Below are 19,032 nucleotides of genomic sequence, written 5' to 3'. Positions count from 1 at the left end.
GGGAGTCGACCGGGGGCGGGGTGTGGAACGGGGCTCAGGCGACCCTGGTGAAGAGGCCGAGTTGCTCCCCGCGGGCGGTCTGGCGGGCGAGCGCGGCCTCTCGGGCAGCTCGCCGGTGGTCGGCGCAGCAGGTGCACCAGCGGGAGAGCTTCACCGGTGCGTCGGCGGGCTCCAGGCGGCCCCATTCCTCCCACCACTCCTCGCCGGCGGTCGTGATGCCGGTGAGGATCGTGGCGCCGACGGTTCCGACGACCCAGCCGCGGAAGCCCGTACGGCCGAAACCGGGGTCGGGGTGGCCGGGGAAGCCGTGGATCTTGACGGCGTCGCCGATCTGGTACGGGCAGTGCTCGGGGAGTTCGCCGCCCTTCGTCCAGGCGAAGGCGTCGTGGAGGTGGGCGGGGATGTGGGCGGGTACTGGGTGGGGTTTCTGGGGTGGTGCGTTCATGGCTCCTCTCATCGCGTCGCAGGCGGTGCGCTCGTCGCGTCCGCGGTATCCGTTTGCCGGGATCACCTGCGCTCGGGGGTGACGGCGTGGTCGCGGTCGGCGCGCCAGGAGCGGACGAACTCCTCGGCTGTGGGGAGTTTCCGGAGCCAGATCCCTCCGGCGACGATCATGCCGACAGTCCACCACCACGGCGTCGGCGAGATGGCGTAGGTGATGCCGGCCGCGAGCAGTCCGAGAGCGGCGCCTACGAGGAAGTGCTTCATCAGCGGTTTCCCTTCGAGCTCTGGCGGTTCTGGTCGGATTCTCCCTGCTCGGTGTCGCCGGTGTTGCCGTTGAGTGCGCCCAGGACCTCGAAATCGGTGGCCCCATCGGCCGCCTCGCTTCGCAAGCGGCGTGCAGCGCCGGAGGTGCTGGGGCGAGGCGCGGGCTGGTTCTTGGGCATAGCTGCTCTCCTGTCGTATGGGGAAGGGGCGGTGCGGACGCCGGGCCCGTGGTGCGGACCCGGGCGGAGCGTCGGTGCCGGCGCGCGGCGGCCGGGGTCAGGGGATGGTGATGGCCGGCCAGTCGACCTTGCGGAGCCGCGCCCGCTGCGCGGCGGGAAGGTCGAAGAGGGGCCGGTCGTAGTGGTGGTGCGCTGCGGCGCGGAGCCACCAGGCGTCGCACTGGTCGCCGCCGCGGTCGTCGGGAAACGTGGCGCCGGCGGCGAGGTAGGCGGCGTCGGCGAGTTGGTGCTTCTCGGCGCGACCGTGGTCGCAGGCGTAGGACTTGAGGGTCGCCGGGGCGACCATGGCGTACGGCACGCCGGCGTCGAGGAGTTCGGCCTTGACGACGCCGTGCAGTGCTCCGACGCCTTTGACGGCGGTGGGCCGCATCTTCGTGGGCAGGTCCTCGATCACGGCGCAGTGGGGCTGGTGCTCGGTGAGGATGCGGCGGAGGTGGTCGCGGATGATGCACAGGCGGCGGTCGGCGTCTCGGGTCCGGGTCTTGATCCGGCAGGTGGCGCCCGTCGGGAGCGCGATGCCGGTGGAGGTGATCGACAGGTCGAGTCCGAGGACGCGCAGACCTGATGCCTGTCGTGGCGTGGTCGGTACGACGAGAGGACGGTCGGGGGTGGAGAGGGCCGGGAGCGTCACCGGTCACCTGCCGCGGTGAGGTTGGCGACGCGAGTAGGTAAAGCGCCGCCGTCTGGAGCGCGATGGTGCGCCTCGTGTCCGCTGCCGGTGGCAGTTTGGCGGGCGGCCTTGCGCGGAGAGGGCGGCCGTACGGACCAGGTGATGGCGCGGATGGCGGTCACGGTGACGACTGCCCCGGCGGCGAGGAGCGGCGTGTTCACAGGCCGTCACCTGCGCGGTGCTCGCGGAGCGGGCCGTACGCGGCGTCGATGACGTTGAGCGGCTCGTCGACCTCCGCCTCGGGGCTGCTCATCATCGGAACGCCCTGATCCCAGCGGCCGGTCGGCGTCCAGACGCGATTGTGCTCGTCCGCCCAGGAGACGGTCAGGTCGAAGCGGCGGCCGGCGACGCTGGTCCACTCGGTGCCGCGGCGGCCGTCGGCGTGCTCGCGGAGCTCGCCGGTCTCGAGGTGCTCCGGGGCCGCAGGGAGCCGAAGGAGAGGAGCGGCCGGGCCGGACGGGGTGCTCGTGCGGGTCTGCCGGAGAGCACGGGGGAAAGCGAGGATCCGGCTCGCGGGCCGGGCGTCGGGCATACAGGGGTCCTTCCTGCTCAGGAATGTCGGGCTGTGCTGCGTGGGCACGGCTGCCCCTGCCGGGGCGCCGGGGGTGCGCTCGGTGATGGCGGGGACCGCGCGGCCGTACGGCTGCGGCCGGAAGCGGTTCTGGCGCGGGCGGAGTTCGCCGCTCCCCGCGGGGCTGGTCAGTCCCCGATGTAGAGAGCCGGGTACGCCTCGGGATGGTCGGCGGTGGTCTCGCGCCACGGGTGGTCGGGGTCGCCTACGGGGCGCAGCCAGCCGCGGCGGGGCTGGGGGACGTGCCCGTCCCAGTGGGCGTCGAGGGTCCTGTCGAAGTGCTCGCGGTAGAAGCGGTCGAGCGCGGCACGGGCGCGGGGTTCGTTGTGGGTGAGGAGCCAGTCGCCGTCGTCTTCGAGGACGACGGGTACGCCGTCGTAGGTCGCGGCGACGAGGCTGCGGATACTGCGCGGCGACAGGCGGCTGCTCGTGGTCGGGCCGGTTCGGTTGTTGGATGCCATGTGCCTCTCATCTCTCGGTTGCGGGTGAGCGATGGGTGGATCCGCCCCGGCTGTGCAGGGCGGGGTCGGTGAGGCTTCGGGAGTGCCAGCGCGTCGGCACCCGGGTTCGGCGGGTGCCGACGCGNTAGTGGTCGTGGCGGTGGTCTGCTGGGTCAGGTGGCCTGGCCGTCGGTCGGCGCCGCGTCCTCGACGGACGCGGGCTCCTGCGTCTTCGGCTTCTTCTTCTCCTGGGCGTTGAGCTGAGCGTCGGGCACGGTGCTGTGGTCCTTCCGTCGTCCTGGTGGGCGGGGTCGCGTCGGGTGAGGGTCGGGAGACAGCGCGAAGCCCCCTCGGCACGGCTGTGCCAGAAGGGGGCTTCGCGCAGGGCTGATGGGACAGGCCGGCAGGTGTGCCGGCGGCGGCGACCGCCGGGCGGTACGCGACTCAACGCGCCGCGCCGGGGGCCAGGGTTCAGTCGAAGGGCTCCAGATCGTCGTCGGTCCAGGTCTCACCGGCGGCCGTGCGGTGATCCTTGTGCGGGCCGGTCACGACGCAGGGCTCGGCCGGAGCGGAGCCCTGCGGCAGCAGCGCGGCGGAACACGTCGCCGTGGCCGCTTCGTTGGTGGCCTCCAGGAAGAGGCGGACCGCTCCCCTGCTGGCCTTGTCGGCCAGCTTGTCGATCACGTCGGCCTCTGCCGCGTGCTGTTTGCCGCCGAGCGCGCGCTGCTCCGCGGCCTTCTTGGCCAGCCAGGCGACGGTCTCGGCTTTCGCCTCGCTCAGCGCCTTGGCGCGGGCGCTGCGTACGGCGTCGCGCAGTTCGGAGTTCTCCCAGCGCAACGCCTGGGCACTGTCGGGCTGTTCGTTCCTCTCCTGCTCGGCGCGCGCGTCGTCGGCGAGCAGGTCGTCGCGCTGCTCGGTCAGTTCGGCAACACGGTCTCGTAGCTTCTGCATTTCGGTGAGGAGCGCGGGTACGTCGATCCCGCCCGCGGCGAGTACGGCGGCCACGATCGGCTCTGCGGGGACGCCGCTGTCGAAGGGGATCGACCATGCGTGATCCGGGCTGTCCACGCCGGAGTCGAGGCAGTCGCTGACCTCGGTCCAAGATGCGCCGTTCGGTGCGACCAGGGCCCCTTCCTCGTTCTCCTGCCACCCGTGGGCTACAAGCGGTCGGCGTACGTCGTCGCGGTAGGGCTCCTGCTCGGCTGAGGGCTCGTCGCGCTCTGCCTGGTCGGGTTCGGCTGCCATAGGCGTTCTCCTCGTCGTCAGGGGGTGTCTCCGGCCGTTGGACGGTTGCTCGTTGCCACGGTCGGTCGGGTAAGGCATCGCTGGTGACCGCTCCGGTTCCCGGTGAGCCCTCACGGAGTCCGGGTTCGAGGTAGGCGGGTTACCAGTTCCCTCGTGTGCTGGGTTGATCGGCCGCGGCCCGGGTGCTGGCTCGCGTTCGCTCGCCAGAATCGAGAGTCAGTCCGCGTCGGGGCGTTGCCCGACGCGGACCTGGGCTTCGTAGGCGGCGCCCTCGAACTCCGCGACCTGGTGGGCGAGTTCCAGTGCCTCGTCGAGCGGGTGGGTGTAGGCGGCCGGGCGGCCGATGTCGGTGAGGCGTTGCCAGTCGCCGTCGACCCAGGCGCGCTTGCCGCTGAGAGCACCGTCGGTAACGGCCCAGAGGCGGAGGCCGGGGTCCTTCTCCACGGTGATCTCGCCGTATCCGCCGACCTGGTTCGGCAGCGGCACTCGAAACTCCCGGGCCAGGGCAAGCTGCTGCTCCAGAGCAACGGCTACGCGGCGGGCTTGGTCCACCTCCTCTTGCAGTTGGCGGCGGGATACGAAGCGGCGTCCGATCACGTCTTCTCCTTCGGGCCGTTGCCCGTGCTGGCGACCGGCGGCGGTGATGTGCGTGTACCGGCCGCCTCCGATGGTGCGGACGAGCGGTCCGTTCGTCGGGGCGTCCCCGATGTACTCGTCGAAGAACGGGTGGAATGTGCTGGTCTTCACGCGGTATCCGGTGCCGGGGAGGCTGAGGGAGCCGCCCTTCTTGTACGTGAACTCCACGCCCTGGCCGTTGCGGCACAGGACGCGGCCTCTGGTACTCCCCCGGTGCCTCATCAGACGCTCCTTCCATCCGCGGCTGCGGGTGAACTCGCCCCGGTGGGGGTGTCCTTCCCGGCGGCGTCCCGCTCGGCGGCGTCGGCGGCACGCTGGCGGACGAAGATGCCTGGCCCCGTGTCGATGCCGTCGTCGTGCCGCTGGACCAGCTTCCATTCCTGGTCGTAGCTAGACAGCGGAGCGTCGGGCTCCCATTCCAGACGACCGGTCACCTCAGACTGCGACCGGATCCACGTTTCGGCGGCGGCCTTCGCGGTGGCTTCGTCGTTGGTGTAGCCGATCAGGTAGTCGGAGACGTTGCCCGGTTCGTACATCGCTTCCCACGCAGGGATAGCGGGGCGGGCCGCCAACTCGGCGCGCAGGCGGTCGACTTCCTCGGCGTGCTCTTCGTGGAGAGCGACGTATGCCTGCGCCTCTTCTTGTCGCGCAGTGCGGAAGCGGTCAATCTCTTTCGCCTGCTCGTCGATCTGCCGCTGAAGGATTCGCTCGGACTCGCGGGATGCGCGGACGTCTGCGCGTCGACGCTCGATGGTGTGCCGAGCGTCGACGAGCCGCCGCCCGTCTTCCTTTGCCATACGGCGTTCTCCTGCTTCAGCCAGGGGGCTCGGGGCCGGTGAGGTGGTCATCGCTGGGTGCTGCCACAGGGTGGGGCATTCGATTGCGGCTATTCCGTGACGTGCGCTGGAGTGATCGCCCCTGGCCCGGGTCGGGCCAGGGGCTGACTCTCGTTCACTCGCCGGCGTTGAGAGTCAGGTGGCGAGCAGCGTCACGGGCTGCGCGCCGGGCGTCTCGGGGTCGCACCACTCGGCGATCCACCAAGAGGCCGGGTCTTCCCAGTCGTTGTGCGGGTCGGGCGTGCGGAAGGTCGCCCACTTGGGCTGGATCTGGGAAAACCAGTCGTCGGCATCGGCGCTGTAGTCGTTGGCGAGGTTGGCCAGTCCAGCCAGGGTTCGTGCATGCCGGTTGAAGGCGGCCAGGGCGCGGCGGGCGTCGTGGTGACCGAGCGCGAGCATGTTGTCGAGGTCTTCGCTGCAATAGGAGACGGCGACCCCGTAGTGGGTGTCTTCCATCTCAGGCTCCGCGATGCGGGTCACGTCTTCTCCTTCGGGTTGTTGTCTGTTGCAGCGCGTCGGGGCGCTGTCCGGACGTGTCGTAGTCGAGCCGCTGCACCCGGTATGGATGGGGCGGCTCGACTACGGCACGGGATGCGGCGGCGTCTCGCTCTCAGCGGTGCCGGTCGCGGACGGTGGCGAAGAGGGCCGTGGTGGGGGGAGAGAGACGGCGATACGGGCGCTTCTCTCCTGCGATCTTCTTGCCGCCGCGGTGCAGGGCCGTGGCGGCTGAGTCGAATCGGTTGCCAACGCGGGCGGGCATCTCAACGTCCGCCAGTTCTCGACGGGTTCCGGTGGCGCTCCTGGCCCGGCGCAGGGGCTGGTCGTGGAGGTGGGACCAGTTGGGCTGGGGGCTTTCGGCGGCTCACCGCTCGGTGGCGGTCCAGGGCCCGTAGTAGGCGGTGCGCTGCACCATTTCGGCGTCCGGCCACGCATCCGAGTACCGCCCGGTGCGAGCTTCGGTCTCGTCGCGCATCTCTTCGAGATCGTCGTGGCCGTGGCTGGTGACGATGTTCATGACCGCGCCGTTGACGCGGACCGCGTACTCGACGCCCGTCGGCCGGGCGTTCAACTCGGCGTTGATCCGGTCGAGTTCCGCGAGCAGGTCGCGGGCGGCAAGGTTCCCGAGGGACCAGTTGGTCGTCGTTTCGAGGTGGTCGCGGATCTCCTGCTTGCGTTCTTGGGTCAGTGGCGTGGACGGGCCGGTGCTGCTGGAGGGCACAGGACTCCTCCTCGGTAGCGGTGGTGGAAGTGCGGGCGTAGGCGCCCGGTGAACGGCGGTCGTACAGGGTCGCCTTACTGAGCGGAGTTCCCGGTACGCGAGACTCGCCTGGGGCTCCCCGGCGGGGGTGCCTGCCCGTCAGCTCAGGCTCAGCGGCTCCAGCCGATGCAGATGAAGGTGTAGCCGTGCCGGTCTTCGAGATCGCGTCGGGGTTCAGCCTGTTCGGACGCCCACACGAGAGAGCGGAGTTGGTTCTCCTCCGGACCCGGGGTCGGGTAGTCGGCCCAGACGTCGCCTTCGTTGTCGAGCCACACGGTGGTGTACTCGGAGGCTGCGTCCGCTGCTGGCGCACGGAGGGTGGAGAGCGAGCCGGTCAGGCAGTGGGCGATGGGAGTCAGCGTCCAACCCCGCGCCTCCAACTCGCTGCGGGTGATGGGACGGTCGTCATGGGCCCACACCATCGGCAGTAAGCCGTCACCCGGCGGCTCGGTCGGGTAGTCGGCCCATACACCACCCTGGTCGTCGAGCCAGACTGCGGCATGGTCGCGAGTGGGTGCGGTCTGCGGCGGGGTGACAAGAGCGCGCACCCTGTCGGCGACGGCCGCTTCGGGAGGTTGTTCTCCTCGTTCGTTCGGCATGTATCTCTCCTTCATGGCGGACTGATCAGACCGCTGCGTACGCAGGGAGCGCCCGAATGTGGGCGCTCCCTGCGTACTCAATGGTCCCTGGGGTCAGGTTCGCGAAGCGATATCGCAGGGGGGCAACTGCCCGGCGAGTTCGGCTCGCCCGGATGATCACCGCGATCAGGGCGAGCCGCAGCGTGACGGGTAAGGCCCTGACCATCTACTCGGTGACGAGCTGCTCGTTGAAGGCCGTGCCGAAGTCGCCGGTGAAGATGTCGCCCATGTACAGCAGGTACTGGAGCCCCAGCGCTCTGTCGAGGTGGAAGCGGACACGGAGTTGAGCGGCGGTGGCGGGGTCGGGCGCCCGGTCCCCGAACACCGCGGTCGGACTACCAGTTCTCTTCGGGGAGGTCCCCGGGGGTGACGCAGTGGGCAGGGTCGCCGCGATCGACGTGGCCGGCTGCCTTGATGCACCCCGCGCCGTGGGCGATGTCCTCTCCGAAGTCGCACAGGCCGTACTTTTTGATGTCACTGACCTTCGGTTCGGCTGCCATGGCATTTCTCCTAGCCGTCGTGTGCTGGGCTGATCGGCCGCGACCCGGGTCGGGTGGCGGGGATGGCTCGGGGTCGCCCACCAGTATCGAGAGTCAGTCCGCGTCGGGTCGTTGTCCGACGCGGACCTCGGTTTCGTAGACGGCGCCCTCGAATTCCGCGACCTGGTAGGCGAGTTCCAGTGCTTCGTCGAGCGGGTGGGTGTAGGCGGCCGTGCGGCCGATGTCGGTGAGGTGCTGCCAGAAGCCGTCGACCCAGGCGCGTTTGCCACTGAAGGCGCCGTCGGTGACGGCCCAGAGGTTGAGGCCGGGGTCCTTCTCCACGGTGATCTCGCCGTATCCGCCGACCTGGTTCGGCAACGGCACTCGGAACTCCCGAGCCAGAGCGAGCTGCTGCTCCAGAGCAACAGCGATGCTCCGGGCTTGATTCACCTCCTCTTGCAGTTGGCGGCGGGTCACGAAGCGGCGTCCGATCACGTTCTTCTCCTCCTTCGCGTTGTCCGTACGGGCGAAGTGCAGCGCCCCACGCCCGGTGGTTCGGATGCAGCGCGTGGCGGCGTTGCTGGCCGTGCGGCCGATGGAGCTGCCGCACCCGGTACGGATGTGGCAGCTCGACTGCGGCACGGGTTGTGTCGTCCCCGCCTCTGTCGGTGTTGTCGCGATTACGGTCGCGCCGTGAGGCGGGGGGTTAGTACGCGCTGCTGACGTTGTCGATCGAGCCGTACTCGTCGGCCGCGTAGTTGCAGGCGGCGGCGATGTTCCCGACCGGGTCGGTGATGTCCGTCGAGGTGCCCTGGACGTGCCAGTGGTCGAACGTCTTTCCCGTGGTCTGAAGGAGCCCTCGGGAGGGGTCGCCGTTCTGGGCGTTGATGTCCCAGTTGTTGACGGCGTTGGGGTCGCCGCCGGACTCGCGGATGATGTTGCGCTTGATGCCGTCGTACGAGCCGGGGATGCCCTCCTTGTGCATGATCGCGAGGGCTTCGCGTATCCAGCCGTCGAGGTTGTTCGGGTAGGTCGGGGTGGCGTTCTTGTGGGCCTCGTCCCGGGCCTTGGTGATGGCGTCGGCCTGGGCCTCGTTGAGGGCCTCGGTTTCCGGCTTCGTCCGCTCGGCCTTGGCGGCGTCGCTGAGGGCGGGGCGGGCGGTGAGTTCGGAGCGGGAGGTCATGGTGACGCCGCGGACCATGCCGGTGCGGGCGGGCGCGGTGTCGGCCGTGGCCGCGGGGGCCGGGTGGTGGTCGGCGGGTTGGGCGGCGGTGGCGGGGCTGCTGCCGGTGGATAGCGAGATCGAGACGGCGAGGGCGGTGGCGGCGAGGGCTCGGCCGGCCTGGCCGCGCGTGGTGGCGGTCTCTATGCTCATGCGTGATCCCCTCCGGGGGTCCGGTGGGCGCGTCCCTGAGCTGTGGAAGGTGAAGGGGGCGCGTCCTGCTGTGTGTTCGGGCTGTTTGCTTGTTTCCGAGGCGGGGGCGGGTGGGATGGCGTCGGCCCGGGCGCTTGTGGCGTCCCGGGCCGGGGTGTTCGGGGATGCGGTGTCTGCCGGTTTGCGGCCTGGCGAGGCTTCAGTCCCAGTCGGGGTCGACGGGGCGGAGACGGACGAGGGTGATGGGCGTGGCGCCCTCCTCGTCGGGGCGGGCCGGGGCCCACCATCCGGCGTCGTTTTCGAGGCACTCGCAGCGGTCACCGGCGCAGTAGTCGGCCTCGGGATCGTGGGCTACGGGGCGCTGCCACCGGTGGGTGAGGGTGCCGGGCGCGATGTAGACGGCTCTGGTGAGGTCCAGTTCGGCGAGTCGCTGCCTGATGGTGGCCTCGTCGACGTGGCCTTCGTGCTGCCACAGGTCGTCGCCTTCGGGTTCTGCGAAGAGCGCGGGCTTGGTCTGGAAGAAAACCGTCGCGGTCACCAGCCGAGGTTGTGGTTGCGGGTCAGGGTGATCAGTACGTCGCCGATCTCGTTCGGCGTGAGGTCTTCGAACTCCTCGTAGACGGTTTCTGAGGCCTCAGAAGGGTCGCCCTTGGCTCGTGCCTCCTCGATGGCCTTCGCGATGCGTTCGGTGCTTCGTTCTGCGTCGCCCATGTGGTCCTTCTTGAATCTGCTGGTCTGACGGGCGTGTTGGGCACTGAGTCCGGCCCGGGGGCGGGTCAGGGCGTGGGCGATGTGTCGGTGTGGAGACCGGCCCCGCGGAGCGCGTTCCGCGACGGCGTCGTGAGGCTGTCCGCGAAGAGCACGGCTGTGATGGTGTTGCGGGCGTAGCGTCCGGCGAAGTGGACCGCGGTGTCGTCGGCGCCGTGGTCTCGTGCTGCGTGCTCTGCGGTCTCGCGGGCGAGGCGGAGCATGGTGTTCAGCGCGGCTCGGCGGTGAGTGGCGCGCGCGATCTGTGCGGCTTCTGTTTGCGCGTCGATGCCACGCGCCCGGTCGGCAGTGCTGGACAGGCGCCAGTCGTTGAAGGCCTTCGCCATCCTGTCCGGGTTGTCCATCCATGCCTGCGCCCAGTGGGCTGCCTGTCCGGGGAGGACGTTGTTGAGGTAGTCGAGCGTCTCCTGGCCCCGCGGCTTGGGGCCGAGGGCGAGCTCTTCGTTGGTCTCTTCCACGACCCGGATCGCGTGGGCGTAGCGCTGGTGAGGGGAGAAGCGGGGATCGCCGTCTCCGGCGATGCCGAGGTACTCGACGATGAACAGGCGCGCTGGCCACTGTTGGGGGTCGTCCAGTGCTTCGCCGGGTTCGGTGACGAGGCAGAAGTGGCTGAAAGGTGGGTCGTCGTACCAGCGGCGTCCGGGGTTGGGGTGTCCGATCGTCTCGCCGATGTGGTCGGCGAGGTTGACGGGAGTACCGGCGGCGGCGCTGGCGGGGATGACGCCGTCGGGCCGGGTGGCGATGTAGCAGGTTTCCGTGCTGGGGGCGGGGTTCACGCGTAGTCCTCCGCGGGCTTCATGGTGGCTGGTCGGTGTGGTCGGTGTGGCCCGGATCGGTTCGCCGTACGGCTCACGCTCTTCGGCAGCGGCCGCGGTCAGCCGTGAGCCCCCGCGCGGGGTGTGCGTACGCGGGGGCTCATGGCGGGGATCGGGTCGGGGTCAGTGGCCGGCGGTGACCGCGTCGCGGTTGCTCAAACGGCCGTACGCCTGCTGCCACCAGAAGCCGTCGGCGTCGACGTGGCGGGACTTCTCGTGGAAACCGAACTGCCGGACGCAGGTGCGGTCCACGCCGTCGATGTTCAGCACGTCCCCGCACAACTCGCTGCCGGGGTAGGCAGGCTGGAGGTAGGTGCGGCCGCGGTTGTAGGGAGGGACCGGGTCCTCGGCCGGGAGGAGCACGACGTGGTCGGCATCGATTTCCTGGCCGTCGCGGTCGTAGTAGACCGGGCCGTCCGGGTTCTCGTGTTCGTGCTGCCACTCGGCGAGGTCGTCGCCGTCGAGGTGTTCGGGTGGCCGCTCTCCGCGGTACCAGTCCGTGGTGATGCCGAGCTGCTGGCGCTGCGGCTCGGTCAGGTCGCTGGCTTCGTGCTCGGTCGCGGCGGTGACGTCGAACACCTCGGCCCGCTGGCGGTGCCCGAAGGCCTCCTCCAGCTCGCGGAGGCGGGTAATGAAGCTCTCCTGCCACTCGATCGGCATGGACTGCAGCAACGACCGCTCCACCACGAGGTAGTTGGCGTAGGACAGGCCGAAGTGCTCGTGGACGGGCCCATCGAGCGGGTGGCGGTGGTACTCGTCGCCTCTTCTGTACATGAACTCTCCCTTGTCAGCAGTCGGTGCGTTGAGACCGGGCTGGCGTAGGTCGGTACCCACGCCAGCCCGACTCCGGGCGGCGTACGGCGAGTCAGAGGCCCGGGCGGATAGCCCGGTCGGATGCCGCCCGCCACTCAGGGCAGGCGCAGAAGACGCCTTCGCGGGGATGGGCCGGGCACCCCTTGCGGTATGTCTCGACGGCGGCGCGCAGGGTCGGGTGCGCTTCGTCGGCGAGGCCGACGCTGCCGCTGATGCCGGGGTGCCCGTTCCACGTCTCCCGTACGGTGTGGCCGCGAGCGGCCAACTCGTCGGCGAGCGTTTCGAGTTCACCGGGATCGAGCGGCGTCTTCGGCGGGTCGTTGAGGTTGTCTCCGTACTCGACGTGGGTGACGTTCACGACGACGACGGGCAGGTTCTCAGCTCCGGACGGCGAGAAGGAGTAGTGCCGGTTGTCGTCGGCGTGGACGACGATGCCGTGGTGTGTGACGTACGCGCCTGCGGGCTGCTCGGTCCCATACAGCCACGTCAGGCCGACGTCGAGTGCTTCGGCGCGGGATCGGACCTGCCGCTTCGGCTGCGGCTCGTCCTCCGTCTGTTTCTGGGTGGCGCGTTCGGCTTTCCAGTCGGTCCAGGACTGCACGCGGATGTCGTACACCCCGCCCTGTTGAAGCAGGGCCGTAACGCGTTCCTGCCGGGTGCCGGTGCCGTCCAACTCGTCGGTGACAAGCAGCAGGTGGGGGAACGGTGCTTCCTGCAGGCCGCGTGTGCGGTCGTTGAGGACGTCGATGGCGGTGGTCAGCATCAAGTCGGCGCCGGCGGAGTCGTTGACGTACCAGTCGAAGCCGTCGCCGTCGTGGGTTCCGGTGGTGTCCATGGCCCACACCGCGGCCGGCACCGGGTTGGTGTCCTGGTCGGCGGGCCGAGCCAGCCCGTCCTGCTCGTGCTCCGCGGTCCACTCCTCCCAGGGCAGGACGCGGATCGAGCAGGACGGGCCCTTCTTCGTCACCCACTCGATGAACCGGGGAGCGTCGAGGCGCTCGGTGTCCTTCGGGTCGATGACGAGGACCAGCGGCGGCGGGCTGTCCGTCCCGGCCGGGATTCCGCGGAGGCGGAGTTCGAGGGTGGCGCGGAGGTCGTCGAGGGTTTCGAGCGCGGGGTTGGGGGCGGTGAGGTAGCGGGAGACGGTGTGGAGTTGGTCTCGGTGCGCGCCGGTGAGGTCGACGCCCCAAGTCGTCGGAGCGGCCGTGCCCGGCTCCGCAGGGGTCTGGGCATCCGGGGTGCCGGGGCGGGGGATGTGGTGGGTGTCGCGGAACTCGTTGAGTGCCGTGCGGCAGCAGCGGGGCTCGCCGATGGTCGAGTGGGCGTCGACCCTGGTGGCGGGGTCCGCGGTCTGTGCGGCGGTCAGCACCTTCCAGTCGTCGTCGCAGTGCTCGCATGCGGCACGTTGGTCGTGGTGCGTGGTGATGCGGTCGATGCCGTCCGTGTGGCGGGTGATGCTCTGGGCGATGCCCTCCAGGAGCGCGTCCATCGCTTCGTGATCGAGGAGTTGGGAGGCCTTCAGCTTGCTGATGTCCGGGTGGATGGTGAGTCGGTAGTTCTCGCGGCGGATCTTGGGCGGCATGGTGGCGGGTCCTCTTCTCTCTCGCGGCCGCGGCCGGGTGAGCGCGTCGGGATCGTGAAGGGTGGCGCGCGTTGGGGCCGTACCGGAGGCGGGAGTTACCTGGTCCGATACGGCCCGTACGGGCGCGCCTGGTTGGTGTTGAGTCGTGACCGTGGGCGAGGTGCCGTCGGCGGTACGACGGCCCTGGGCGGTCCGGTGGTCGCCGTTGCCTTCGTAAGGTCGGGAAGCCCTCATGGAGGCTGCCTTCAGCACACGCGTCACGATCGCGGGCGAGGTGAGATGCGGGTTTCTGCGGCTCCGGCCTGAGTGATGGAGCGGTGCCAGGCCTGGTCGCGTTCGGTGCGTTGTCAGTACGGGGTGCGGCCGTTGTGCGGGGCGGCGGGGAGGGAGAAGGTGAATCCGCCGGGGCTGCGGCGTAGGGCGAACTCGCTGGTGATCTCTATCAGTTCCTCGACATGCCGTGCTGTGATGTCGGACCGCTCCGCCCACGCGTCCATCATGTAGCACGTGGCTCCCTGGGCAGCGCTCAGGATGGCGCGTACACAGGTCGCGGTCACCTTTGCCGTGTCGTGGGTGCCGGTCTCCTGGATAGCGCCGTACAGCGTGATCGGCCCCGTGAGGTAGTTCCGCACCGCCCGGAAGACGGCGCGGATGGCGCCGAGTACGGACCAGGAATCGTTCCATTCGGGCAAATCGAAGCCGCACCGGTCGTACTTGTCCCAGCCTGTTCGCGCCATCAGGCGCAGGGCCGCGTCCAGGTTGGCGGCGACGTCGTCGCCGCTGACGAGCGCGCCGGAAAAACCGAACCAGCCCGAGCCCTCGTAGCCCATGTGCTCGTTGGCGGCCTCGAACAGGTCCCCGAAGTCAGCGGCCATTGGCCGACTGTGCAAGGGGCGAACACTGATCGGCTGCTCCGGTGGTTCCTGGGAGGCCGGGTGAGGCGATGCCGGTTCGGGGAGGTGCGGCGATAACCGCGGGTGGAGCTCGTGCACTTCGTCTTCCTCTCGTTACGAGAGGGACCGGGCGGTTGCTGCCCGGTCCCTCTTGCGGTCGGCCGCGGCCGCGGATGCGGCAGCGGGAAGGTGAGTACGGCGGGATGGTGAAGCGGCCTTGCGGGTGGGGCCCGGCGACGCGCCTCGGTTCGTGACGCGGGCCGCCGGGCGGGGTGCCATGTGGGCGGGCGGTCAGTCCAGGTCGGCGTTCCCCTCGTCGTCTTCGTAGATGTGCCGCAAGGCGTCGGTGGCCTCGCAGTCGATGTCGCCGGTGCCGTGGTAGGCGATGCCGTGCTCCTCGTAGGGCGGGAGGTTCTCGTCGTCCTCCCCGTCGGGGAGTCCGTACGTACGGCGCCGGCTGTCGTCGGCGGTGCAGCGCCAGATCTCCTCGCCTGCGACGGTGAAGGGGCCGGTGGCCGCACCGCATTCGGGGCACGGCGGCGGGCCCGTCCGTACACGGCACGGCTCCTCACTGCCGGTCAAGTCTCCGCTCCCCCGGGGAGGTTCGCGGCGACGGCGTCCACGACCGCACGGTCCGGGCGCCACAGGCCCTGCCGGCCCGGGCAGGGCACCGGCTTGTCGAGGGCGACGACGTCGCTCAACGTCCAGTGGAAGACGCCGGGTTCGCCCCATGGCGCGCAGCAGCCAGCGGCGGCCGGGTGGCAGTCGGTGAGGGTCGCGACGGCGATGACGGCGCTGAGGGCGAGCGTTGGCGGCGGGCTGTGGAAGCGGCTGGGTATGGCAGTACGGGCGTTCCAGAAGTTGCTGCGGCCGCCGAGCTGGTCGAGTCGGCTCGCGGCGTCGCGGCTCCACCGCACGATGGACACGTGCTCGTCGAGGCGCTGACCGGAGTGCAGAAGAAGGCGGCCCCGGTAGTGCGTGCGGCGAGTCCGGTTCTCCGTTGCCTTGAAGCCCTCGGCGATCGCGAATGTCCAGGGCTGCCATACGGTGAGCGCCCGTACGTCCTCGCCTTGGAGCAGGCCGTCGTGGTGGAGCGTGCGCAGCGCCGCGGCGTCCTTGCTGAGGTGGGTTACGGCGTTCATCGGCTGCCGCCTTCCTGGCTGCTGGCCGCCTCGGCGCGTTGGTTCAGCTCTTCCGCGTACCGCCCCATCGCCAGGTCCTCGATCTGGCACGACGCCCACTGGCGGGCGTCCTTCGCGATCTCGCGCAGCACCGCGGAGCGGCGCGGGCGGGCGTCACGCTCCTCACAGGCCTTTATTGCTGTCTGGTTGGAGAGGCGGGCGGTCTCGCTCAGCCCTTCCTTCTCGGCGCGCAGGGCGTCGATCTCGGTGAGGAGCATGCCGACGAGGCGGCGGGCGGTGACGAGGTCGGTGATCTGTTCGCGGCGCTGGTCGTCGGTCTCCACCTCGCCGGGGTCCCAGGTGTCGAGTGCGATGTCGATGACCTGGGCGGCCGGCGGGTAGCTGGAGGGCGGCGAGAAGCCGGTGATCTCACCGGTGCTCGGGTCGCGGGTGACGTGGCGGAGTACGGACTCCCACCACACCTTCAACTCGCCCTCGCAGTCGGACAGATGGAAGGGCTCGGCCGCCTCGCGAGCCGCGATTCCGCGGGCGAGGTGCTCCGTCTCGGGGTGCAGCCGCTCCGGCGCCGGATTGTCCGCGGCCTCGCACTGCGGGTTGCAGTACGGAAGGTCGTTGATGCTGATGTGCGTGGCGCCAGGGCGTCCGCACAGGGTGCATTCGGGCATCTGCCTGTTCTCCTCTGGTCGTGGATCCGTCCCCGTACGGCCCGGAGTTGGGGGCGGGCGCCGTGGTGGGGTGTTCGGTGCCGCGGGCCGCGGTCCGGGGCCTGCCGGACGTGTGACGGGCGGGGCGGTATCCCCGCACGTGACCGCTGGGCCCTGCCGGTGTGCTGCGGCGGGGCCCTGTGGTGCCGCTGGTGTCCTCGGCTGTCCGTCAGGTGTCGGTGCCCTCCGAACTGCTGGGATGCAGGCTGCTCTTGTGGGCGAAGAGACGGGGCCGCCCCTGGTCGGTGGCGAGTTCCGTGACCGTCCAGCCGTGTTCGCGGAGCAGGGCCGCGTACTCGGCGACGCGGGCGTGCTCCTCCTCGGCATTCTCTTGAAACGTCCGGCCGTTCATGGCGGTCGGGAAGGGGCAGCGGTGGCCGACCCGTACGAGGCCGGAGCCGGGCAGGGCCGGGGAGGCCTGGAATCCGGCGGTGGAGACCTTGCCGGTGTCGTCGGAGCGGGCCTGGGGGAAGCGCGCCGACAGGACGCGGGTGACGTCCTCGTGCTCGGTGAGCCGGTCTTCCCCGACGAGCACGAGGACGTCGTCGAGGATGTCGGCGTGGTCGAAGGCCATCGGCGGCCGGTTCTTCAGTGGGATCCACCGGGCGTCGTTGGCGTCGGATCCGGCCCTCGGGGTTTCCGGCTCCGGCAGGAGCGCGACGTAGACGGTGGTGCCGAAGTGGCCGCGGGGGTCGCGTCCCTTCGCGTCGTAGTAGCCGACCTCGCACAGGTCGGCGTACGTGAGGCGGATCCCGGTCTCCTCGTACACCTCGCGTGCGGCCGCCGCTCGGTAGTCGGGGTCCTCCGGGTCGACGTAGCCGCCGGGGAAGGCAGAACAGCCCTTGAACGGGTCGTACTTCCGCCTGATCAGCAGGATCTGACCTTCGCCGGTCGCCGGGTTGTCGCCGGTCAGCAGGACGACGTCGACGGTGTGCTGGTCGATGTCCGTCTTGGCGACGGCGCTGTCGGGTTGCTCGTTGTGAGGGAGCATCTGCCGGTTCTCCTCGGGGTGTTGATGCGTACGCGGTCGGCGTCAGTCGTCGCAGTCGTCGTCGAAGTCGTAGCTGTGACCGTGGTGGTGCCCGTGGTGGGATCCGGAGTGGTGGATGCCGTGGGTGCCGCCGAGGAATCCGCCGCTCGTGCCGGTCTTGCTGCTGCGGCCCGTGCTGCCGCTGCGGCCTCCGCCGCTGGTGCCGCCGACGGACTTGGTGAAGGCGGCGGGTTCCATCTCGCTGGTGGCGGGCCGGCTCGGGGTGGCTGCGCCGTCGCAGTCGTCGGGGCCGCTGCACCCGGCGGTCAACGCGAGCGCCGTCAGTGCGGTGGAGACGGCCAGGACGACGGCCCGGCTCGGACGTGAAGTAGTGGTGTTCGGCATGCTGTCTCTCTCGGTTCTCGGTTTGGCGGGAGGCGGCTCCTTCGGCCAGGTCGTGTGTGACCCGGCCGAAGAAGGCCGCGCCGTGGACTGGAAGTGCTCGGCCCGGCCGCTCAGGCAGCGGCGCTCTCAAGGTCGGGGGCGCGGAGGGCCTGGAGTTCGCGCAGTTCGAGGCGGTCCTGGAACTGGATGGCGGCGGCGAGGCTGGTGGCTCGGGCGGTGACGTAGTCCGTGAGGCGCTCGCTGTCGCTCTGGTCGCGCCGGAATCGCATGACGGATTCCAGGAAGGTGTCGCGGCCGCGGTAGGCCTCGTAAGGACCGTCGTTTACGCCGGTGTCCGACAGGGCCTGGGCTGCCGCGCGCGCGGCGAGGTTCCGGGCAACGTCGCGTGCGGCTTCGCGGCGGGAGGTACGGGCCCTCTCGGCCACGTGTCGCAGGGCCATCTCGAGGCTGTTGCGCTCCTCCGTGGGGTCCTCGTACCAGTCGGTGAAGCGCTGCTGCATCCCCTGCGGGTCGGCCTGCCACCGGCTGATCCACTGCCGGGCCTTCGTGGGAAGCTGCCGATCGATGAAGTCGAGCACCTTGTTCCCGCGGGGGCCAAGGGCCCGCCAGGGCTCGATCTCCTCTGCGACGCGCACCTTGTGGGCGAGGACCCAGTACGGGTAGTGGCGCGGCGACCAGTTGCCGGTCTCCCCGACCGGTTCGACGATCCACAGCCGCACCGGCCAGTCGTCGATGCGTTCGAGGACTTCCCCGATGCTGGTGTAGGTGCGGAAGTAGGAGAACTCGCTCTCGTCGTACCACTCGCGGCCGGGGTTCGGGTGCTCGATCGTCTCGCCGACGTGATCGGCGAGGTTGACCGGAGTACCGGCGGCGACACTGTCGGGGATGGCGCCGTCGGGTGTCGTCGCCACATAGTGGATCTTCTCTTTCACGTGGTGGGCCTCCTTGGCCTGTAGGGCTGGGCTGGCTGCGGACTGTCCGGCCTCCTTGCTGCTCCAGCGCGGTGTTGCGCTGGAGCAGCAAGGAGAGCGGGCGGGTTCAGCCGGCAGGTGATGCCGTACAGCGGTGTCGGGCGGCCCTGCGGGCCGGGGGTGCTCGTCGCGGCCGATGGACGGTCACATCCCCCCGGGGGATGCGCCGCCGACTGCCGTACGTGCGTTGTTCAGGGGCCTCGGGGGGCAAGGTGGGGTGACGGTTGCTTGGGAGCTCTGCGGTCGTCGGGTCGGCGGCGGGGCTCGGCGGCTTTGGTCAGTACCGGCGGAGGGCGATGTCCTGGTCGGCGTCGCGGAGCTTCGCTGTGGCCTTCCGTAGTTCCTCGGCGGAGTCGTCATCGCCGGTGAGGCTGTACAGGGCCGCGAGGTCGGCGGTCAGAGCACTGAAGGCGCTGCCGACGTTGGCGCTCGCCAGGGCCTCTCGGATGCGGTCCGGGTCAGCGCCGTTGATGAGGTCTTCGCGTAGGTGGTGAAAGACGAGCGCGGCGTCGGCTGCCGCCTCGCTCTCGGCGGTATCGATGACGTCGGCGGAGAAGATCGCCACTTTCTGGAGGACGATGCCGATACCGCAGATGGCGAAGCTGCGGAGCATGAAGTCCATGAGGCTCGTCTGGGGGCCGCGGTGCAGGATGCCGTCGTCGATGGCCACGACCGCGGCGAGCGTGAACAGCGCGACGGCGGTGAGTGGCGCGGCAAGATCACCGGTGGTGCGAAGCTTCCGGACGACGGTCCGTCGCGTTTTCTGGGATAGGCGGTGGTCCACGGGGTCTCCTGTGCTGATCATGCTTCCTGTCCCCTGCGGGGTCTGGCGCGTACGGGGATCCGCGGCGGGCGGGCGCCGTTGTGGCTGCCC

The 19,032-nt window shown here is 70.1% G+C and carries 28 protein-coding genes and 1 pseudogene; all 29 read right to left on the bottom strand.

Annotation, left to right across the window (positions count from 1 at the left end):
- Positions 1-34 precede the first annotated feature (34 nt).
- The 29 genes and pseudogenes from AN218_RS00975 to AN218_RS00845 all read right to left on the bottom strand — a co-directional run bounded on the left by AN218_RS00975 (position 35) and on the right by AN218_RS00845 (position 18,963).
- On the bottom strand, positions 35-445 hold the full coding sequence (locus tag AN218_RS00975; protein WP_070014522.1) for a hypothetical protein: 411 nt from the start codon (positions 443-445) through the stop codon (positions 35-37).
- A 62-nt stretch (positions 446-507) separates the two neighbouring features.
- On the bottom strand, positions 508-708 hold the full coding sequence (locus tag AN218_RS00970; RefSeq protein WP_070014521.1) for a hypothetical protein: 201 nt from the start codon (positions 706-708) through the stop codon (positions 508-510).
- Positions 708-887: a hypothetical protein gene (locus tag AN218_RS00965; protein ID WP_070014520.1), complete on the bottom strand. Its 180-nt coding sequence runs from the start codon at positions 885-887 to the stop codon at positions 708-710. Before AN218_RS00965 ends, AN218_RS00970 begins: the two co-directional genes overlap by 1 nt.
- 97 nt (positions 888-984) lie before the next feature.
- Complete coding sequence (locus AN218_RS00960; RefSeq protein ID WP_070014519.1) at positions 985-1,578, bottom strand: crossover junction endodeoxyribonuclease RuvC; 594 nt, start codon at positions 1,576-1,578, stop codon at positions 985-987.
- A 196-nt stretch (positions 1,579-1,774) separates the two neighbouring features.
- Complete coding sequence (locus AN218_RS00955; RefSeq protein ID WP_070014518.1) at positions 1,775-2,149, bottom strand: phiSA1p31-related protein; 375 nt, start codon at positions 2,147-2,149, stop codon at positions 1,775-1,777.
- A 167-nt stretch (positions 2,150-2,316) separates the two neighbouring features.
- Positions 2,317-2,649, bottom strand: coding sequence for a hypothetical protein (locus tag AN218_RS00950; RefSeq protein ID WP_070014517.1), 333 nt, complete (start codon positions 2,647-2,649; stop codon positions 2,317-2,319).
- Positions 2,650-3,099: 450 nt separating this feature from the next.
- On the bottom strand, positions 3,100-3,873 hold the full coding sequence (locus AN218_RS00945) for a hypothetical protein (RefSeq protein WP_070014516.1): 774 nt from the start codon (positions 3,871-3,873) through the stop codon (positions 3,100-3,102).
- Positions 3,874-4,089: 216 nt separating this feature from the next.
- Positions 4,090-4,731, bottom strand: coding sequence for a hypothetical protein (locus tag AN218_RS00940; protein WP_070014515.1), 642 nt, complete (start codon positions 4,729-4,731; stop codon positions 4,090-4,092).
- Positions 4,731-5,306 (bottom strand): hypothetical protein, encoded by a 576-nt coding sequence (locus AN218_RS00935; protein ID WP_070014514.1) that lies wholly within the window; start codon positions 5,304-5,306, stop codon positions 4,731-4,733. The genes AN218_RS00940 and AN218_RS00935 overlap by 1 nt, the downstream gene beginning before the upstream one ends.
- A gap of 174 nt (positions 5,307-5,480) precedes the next feature.
- Complete coding sequence (locus AN218_RS00930) at positions 5,481-5,825, bottom strand: hypothetical protein (protein WP_070014513.1); 345 nt, start codon at positions 5,823-5,825, stop codon at positions 5,481-5,483.
- A gap of 382 nt (positions 5,826-6,207) precedes the next feature.
- Positions 6,208-6,564: a hypothetical protein gene (locus tag AN218_RS00925; protein WP_070014512.1), complete on the bottom strand. Its 357-nt coding sequence runs from the start codon at positions 6,562-6,564 to the stop codon at positions 6,208-6,210.
- 149 nt (positions 6,565-6,713) lie between these two features.
- The gene (locus AN218_RS35900; protein WP_141747387.1) at positions 6,714-7,202 is read right to left on the bottom strand and encodes a hypothetical protein; all 489 of its coding nucleotides are present in this window, start codon (positions 7,200-7,202) and stop codon (positions 6,714-6,716) included.
- Positions 7,203-7,410: 208 nt separating this feature from the next.
- A pseudogene (locus tag AN218_RS34010) lies at positions 7,411-7,581 on the bottom strand (ABC transporter permease); the annotation flags it as partial.
- Complete coding sequence (locus AN218_RS36315) at positions 7,577-7,741, bottom strand: hypothetical protein (RefSeq protein ID WP_171908551.1); 165 nt, start codon at positions 7,739-7,741, stop codon at positions 7,577-7,579. The gene AN218_RS36315 and the pseudogene AN218_RS34010, both read right to left, overlap by 5 nt.
- Before the next feature lie 93 nt (positions 7,742-7,834).
- Positions 7,835-8,362 carry a hypothetical protein gene (locus tag AN218_RS00910; protein ID WP_070014509.1) on the bottom strand — a complete coding sequence of 176 codons (528 nt, stop codon included), beginning with the start codon at positions 8,360-8,362 and terminating at the stop codon, positions 7,835-7,837.
- Between the two features lie 64 nt (positions 8,363-8,426).
- On the bottom strand, positions 8,427-9,095 hold the full coding sequence (locus AN218_RS00905; RefSeq protein WP_070014508.1) for a transglycosylase SLT domain-containing protein: 669 nt from the start codon (positions 9,093-9,095) through the stop codon (positions 8,427-8,429).
- A 199-nt stretch (positions 9,096-9,294) separates the two neighbouring features.
- On the bottom strand, positions 9,295-9,633 hold the full coding sequence (locus tag AN218_RS00900) for a hypothetical protein (protein WP_070014507.1): 339 nt from the start codon (positions 9,631-9,633) through the stop codon (positions 9,295-9,297).
- On the bottom strand, positions 9,630-9,806 hold the full coding sequence (locus tag AN218_RS36310) for a hypothetical protein (protein WP_171908552.1): 177 nt from the start codon (positions 9,804-9,806) through the stop codon (positions 9,630-9,632). Before AN218_RS36310 ends, AN218_RS00900 begins: the two co-directional genes overlap by 4 nt.
- Positions 9,807-9,871: 65 nt before the next feature.
- Positions 9,872-10,639 carry a hypothetical protein gene (locus AN218_RS00895; RefSeq protein WP_070014506.1) on the bottom strand — a complete coding sequence of 256 codons (768 nt, stop codon included), beginning with the start codon at positions 10,637-10,639 and terminating at the stop codon, positions 9,872-9,874.
- Between the two features lie 162 nt (positions 10,640-10,801).
- Positions 10,802-11,452 carry a hypothetical protein gene (locus tag AN218_RS00890; protein ID WP_070014505.1) on the bottom strand — a complete coding sequence of 217 codons (651 nt, stop codon included), beginning with the start codon at positions 11,450-11,452 and terminating at the stop codon, positions 10,802-10,804.
- 91 nt (positions 11,453-11,543) lie between these two features.
- Positions 11,544-13,073, bottom strand: a complete 1,530-nt coding sequence (locus AN218_RS00885) for a hypothetical protein (protein ID WP_070014504.1) — start codon at positions 13,071-13,073, stop codon at positions 11,544-11,546.
- A 347-nt stretch (positions 13,074-13,420) separates the two neighbouring features.
- A complete protein-coding gene (locus AN218_RS00880; RefSeq protein WP_070014503.1) occupies positions 13,421-13,948 on the bottom strand; it encodes a hypothetical protein in 528 nt (175 codons plus the stop codon).
- Positions 13,949-14,257: 309 nt separating this feature from the next.
- A complete protein-coding gene (locus tag AN218_RS00875) occupies positions 14,258-14,548 on the bottom strand; it encodes a hypothetical protein (RefSeq protein WP_070014502.1) in 291 nt (96 codons plus the stop codon).
- On the bottom strand, positions 14,545-15,108 hold the full coding sequence (locus tag AN218_RS00870; protein WP_070014501.1) for an ASCH domain-containing protein: 564 nt from the start codon (positions 15,106-15,108) through the stop codon (positions 14,545-14,547). The genes AN218_RS00875 and AN218_RS00870 overlap by 4 nt, the downstream gene beginning before the upstream one ends.
- A complete protein-coding gene (locus AN218_RS00865) occupies positions 15,105-15,773 on the bottom strand; it encodes a hypothetical protein (RefSeq protein WP_070014500.1) in 669 nt (222 codons plus the stop codon). The genes AN218_RS00870 and AN218_RS00865 overlap by 4 nt, the downstream gene beginning before the upstream one ends.
- Positions 15,774-15,981: 208 nt before the next feature.
- Positions 15,982-16,803: an NUDIX domain-containing protein gene (locus AN218_RS37730; RefSeq protein WP_070014499.1), complete on the bottom strand. Its 822-nt coding sequence runs from the start codon at positions 16,801-16,803 to the stop codon at positions 15,982-15,984.
- Positions 16,804-16,845: 42 nt separating this feature from the next.
- Positions 16,846-17,187 carry a hypothetical protein gene (locus AN218_RS00855; RefSeq protein WP_070014498.1) on the bottom strand — a complete coding sequence of 114 codons (342 nt, stop codon included), beginning with the start codon at positions 17,185-17,187 and terminating at the stop codon, positions 16,846-16,848.
- Between the two features lie 110 nt (positions 17,188-17,297).
- Positions 17,298-18,119 carry a hypothetical protein gene (locus tag AN218_RS00850; RefSeq protein WP_070014497.1) on the bottom strand — a complete coding sequence of 274 codons (822 nt, stop codon included), beginning with the start codon at positions 18,117-18,119 and terminating at the stop codon, positions 17,298-17,300.
- Positions 18,120-18,435: 316 nt separating this feature from the next.
- Positions 18,436-18,963 carry a hypothetical protein gene (locus AN218_RS00845; RefSeq protein ID WP_141747386.1) on the bottom strand — a complete coding sequence of 176 codons (528 nt, stop codon included), beginning with the start codon at positions 18,961-18,963 and terminating at the stop codon, positions 18,436-18,438.
- Positions 18,964-19,032: the final 69 nt, after the last annotated feature.

The organism is Streptomyces nanshensis (assembly GCF_001751255.1).
In the GTDB taxonomy this organism is placed as follows: Bacteria; Actinomycetota; Actinomycetes; order Streptomycetales; family Streptomycetaceae; genus Streptomyces; species Streptomyces nanshensis_A.
The sequence above is the reverse complement of the archived record's forward strand: the minus strand, read 5'-3'. Positions and strand labels throughout refer to the sequence as shown.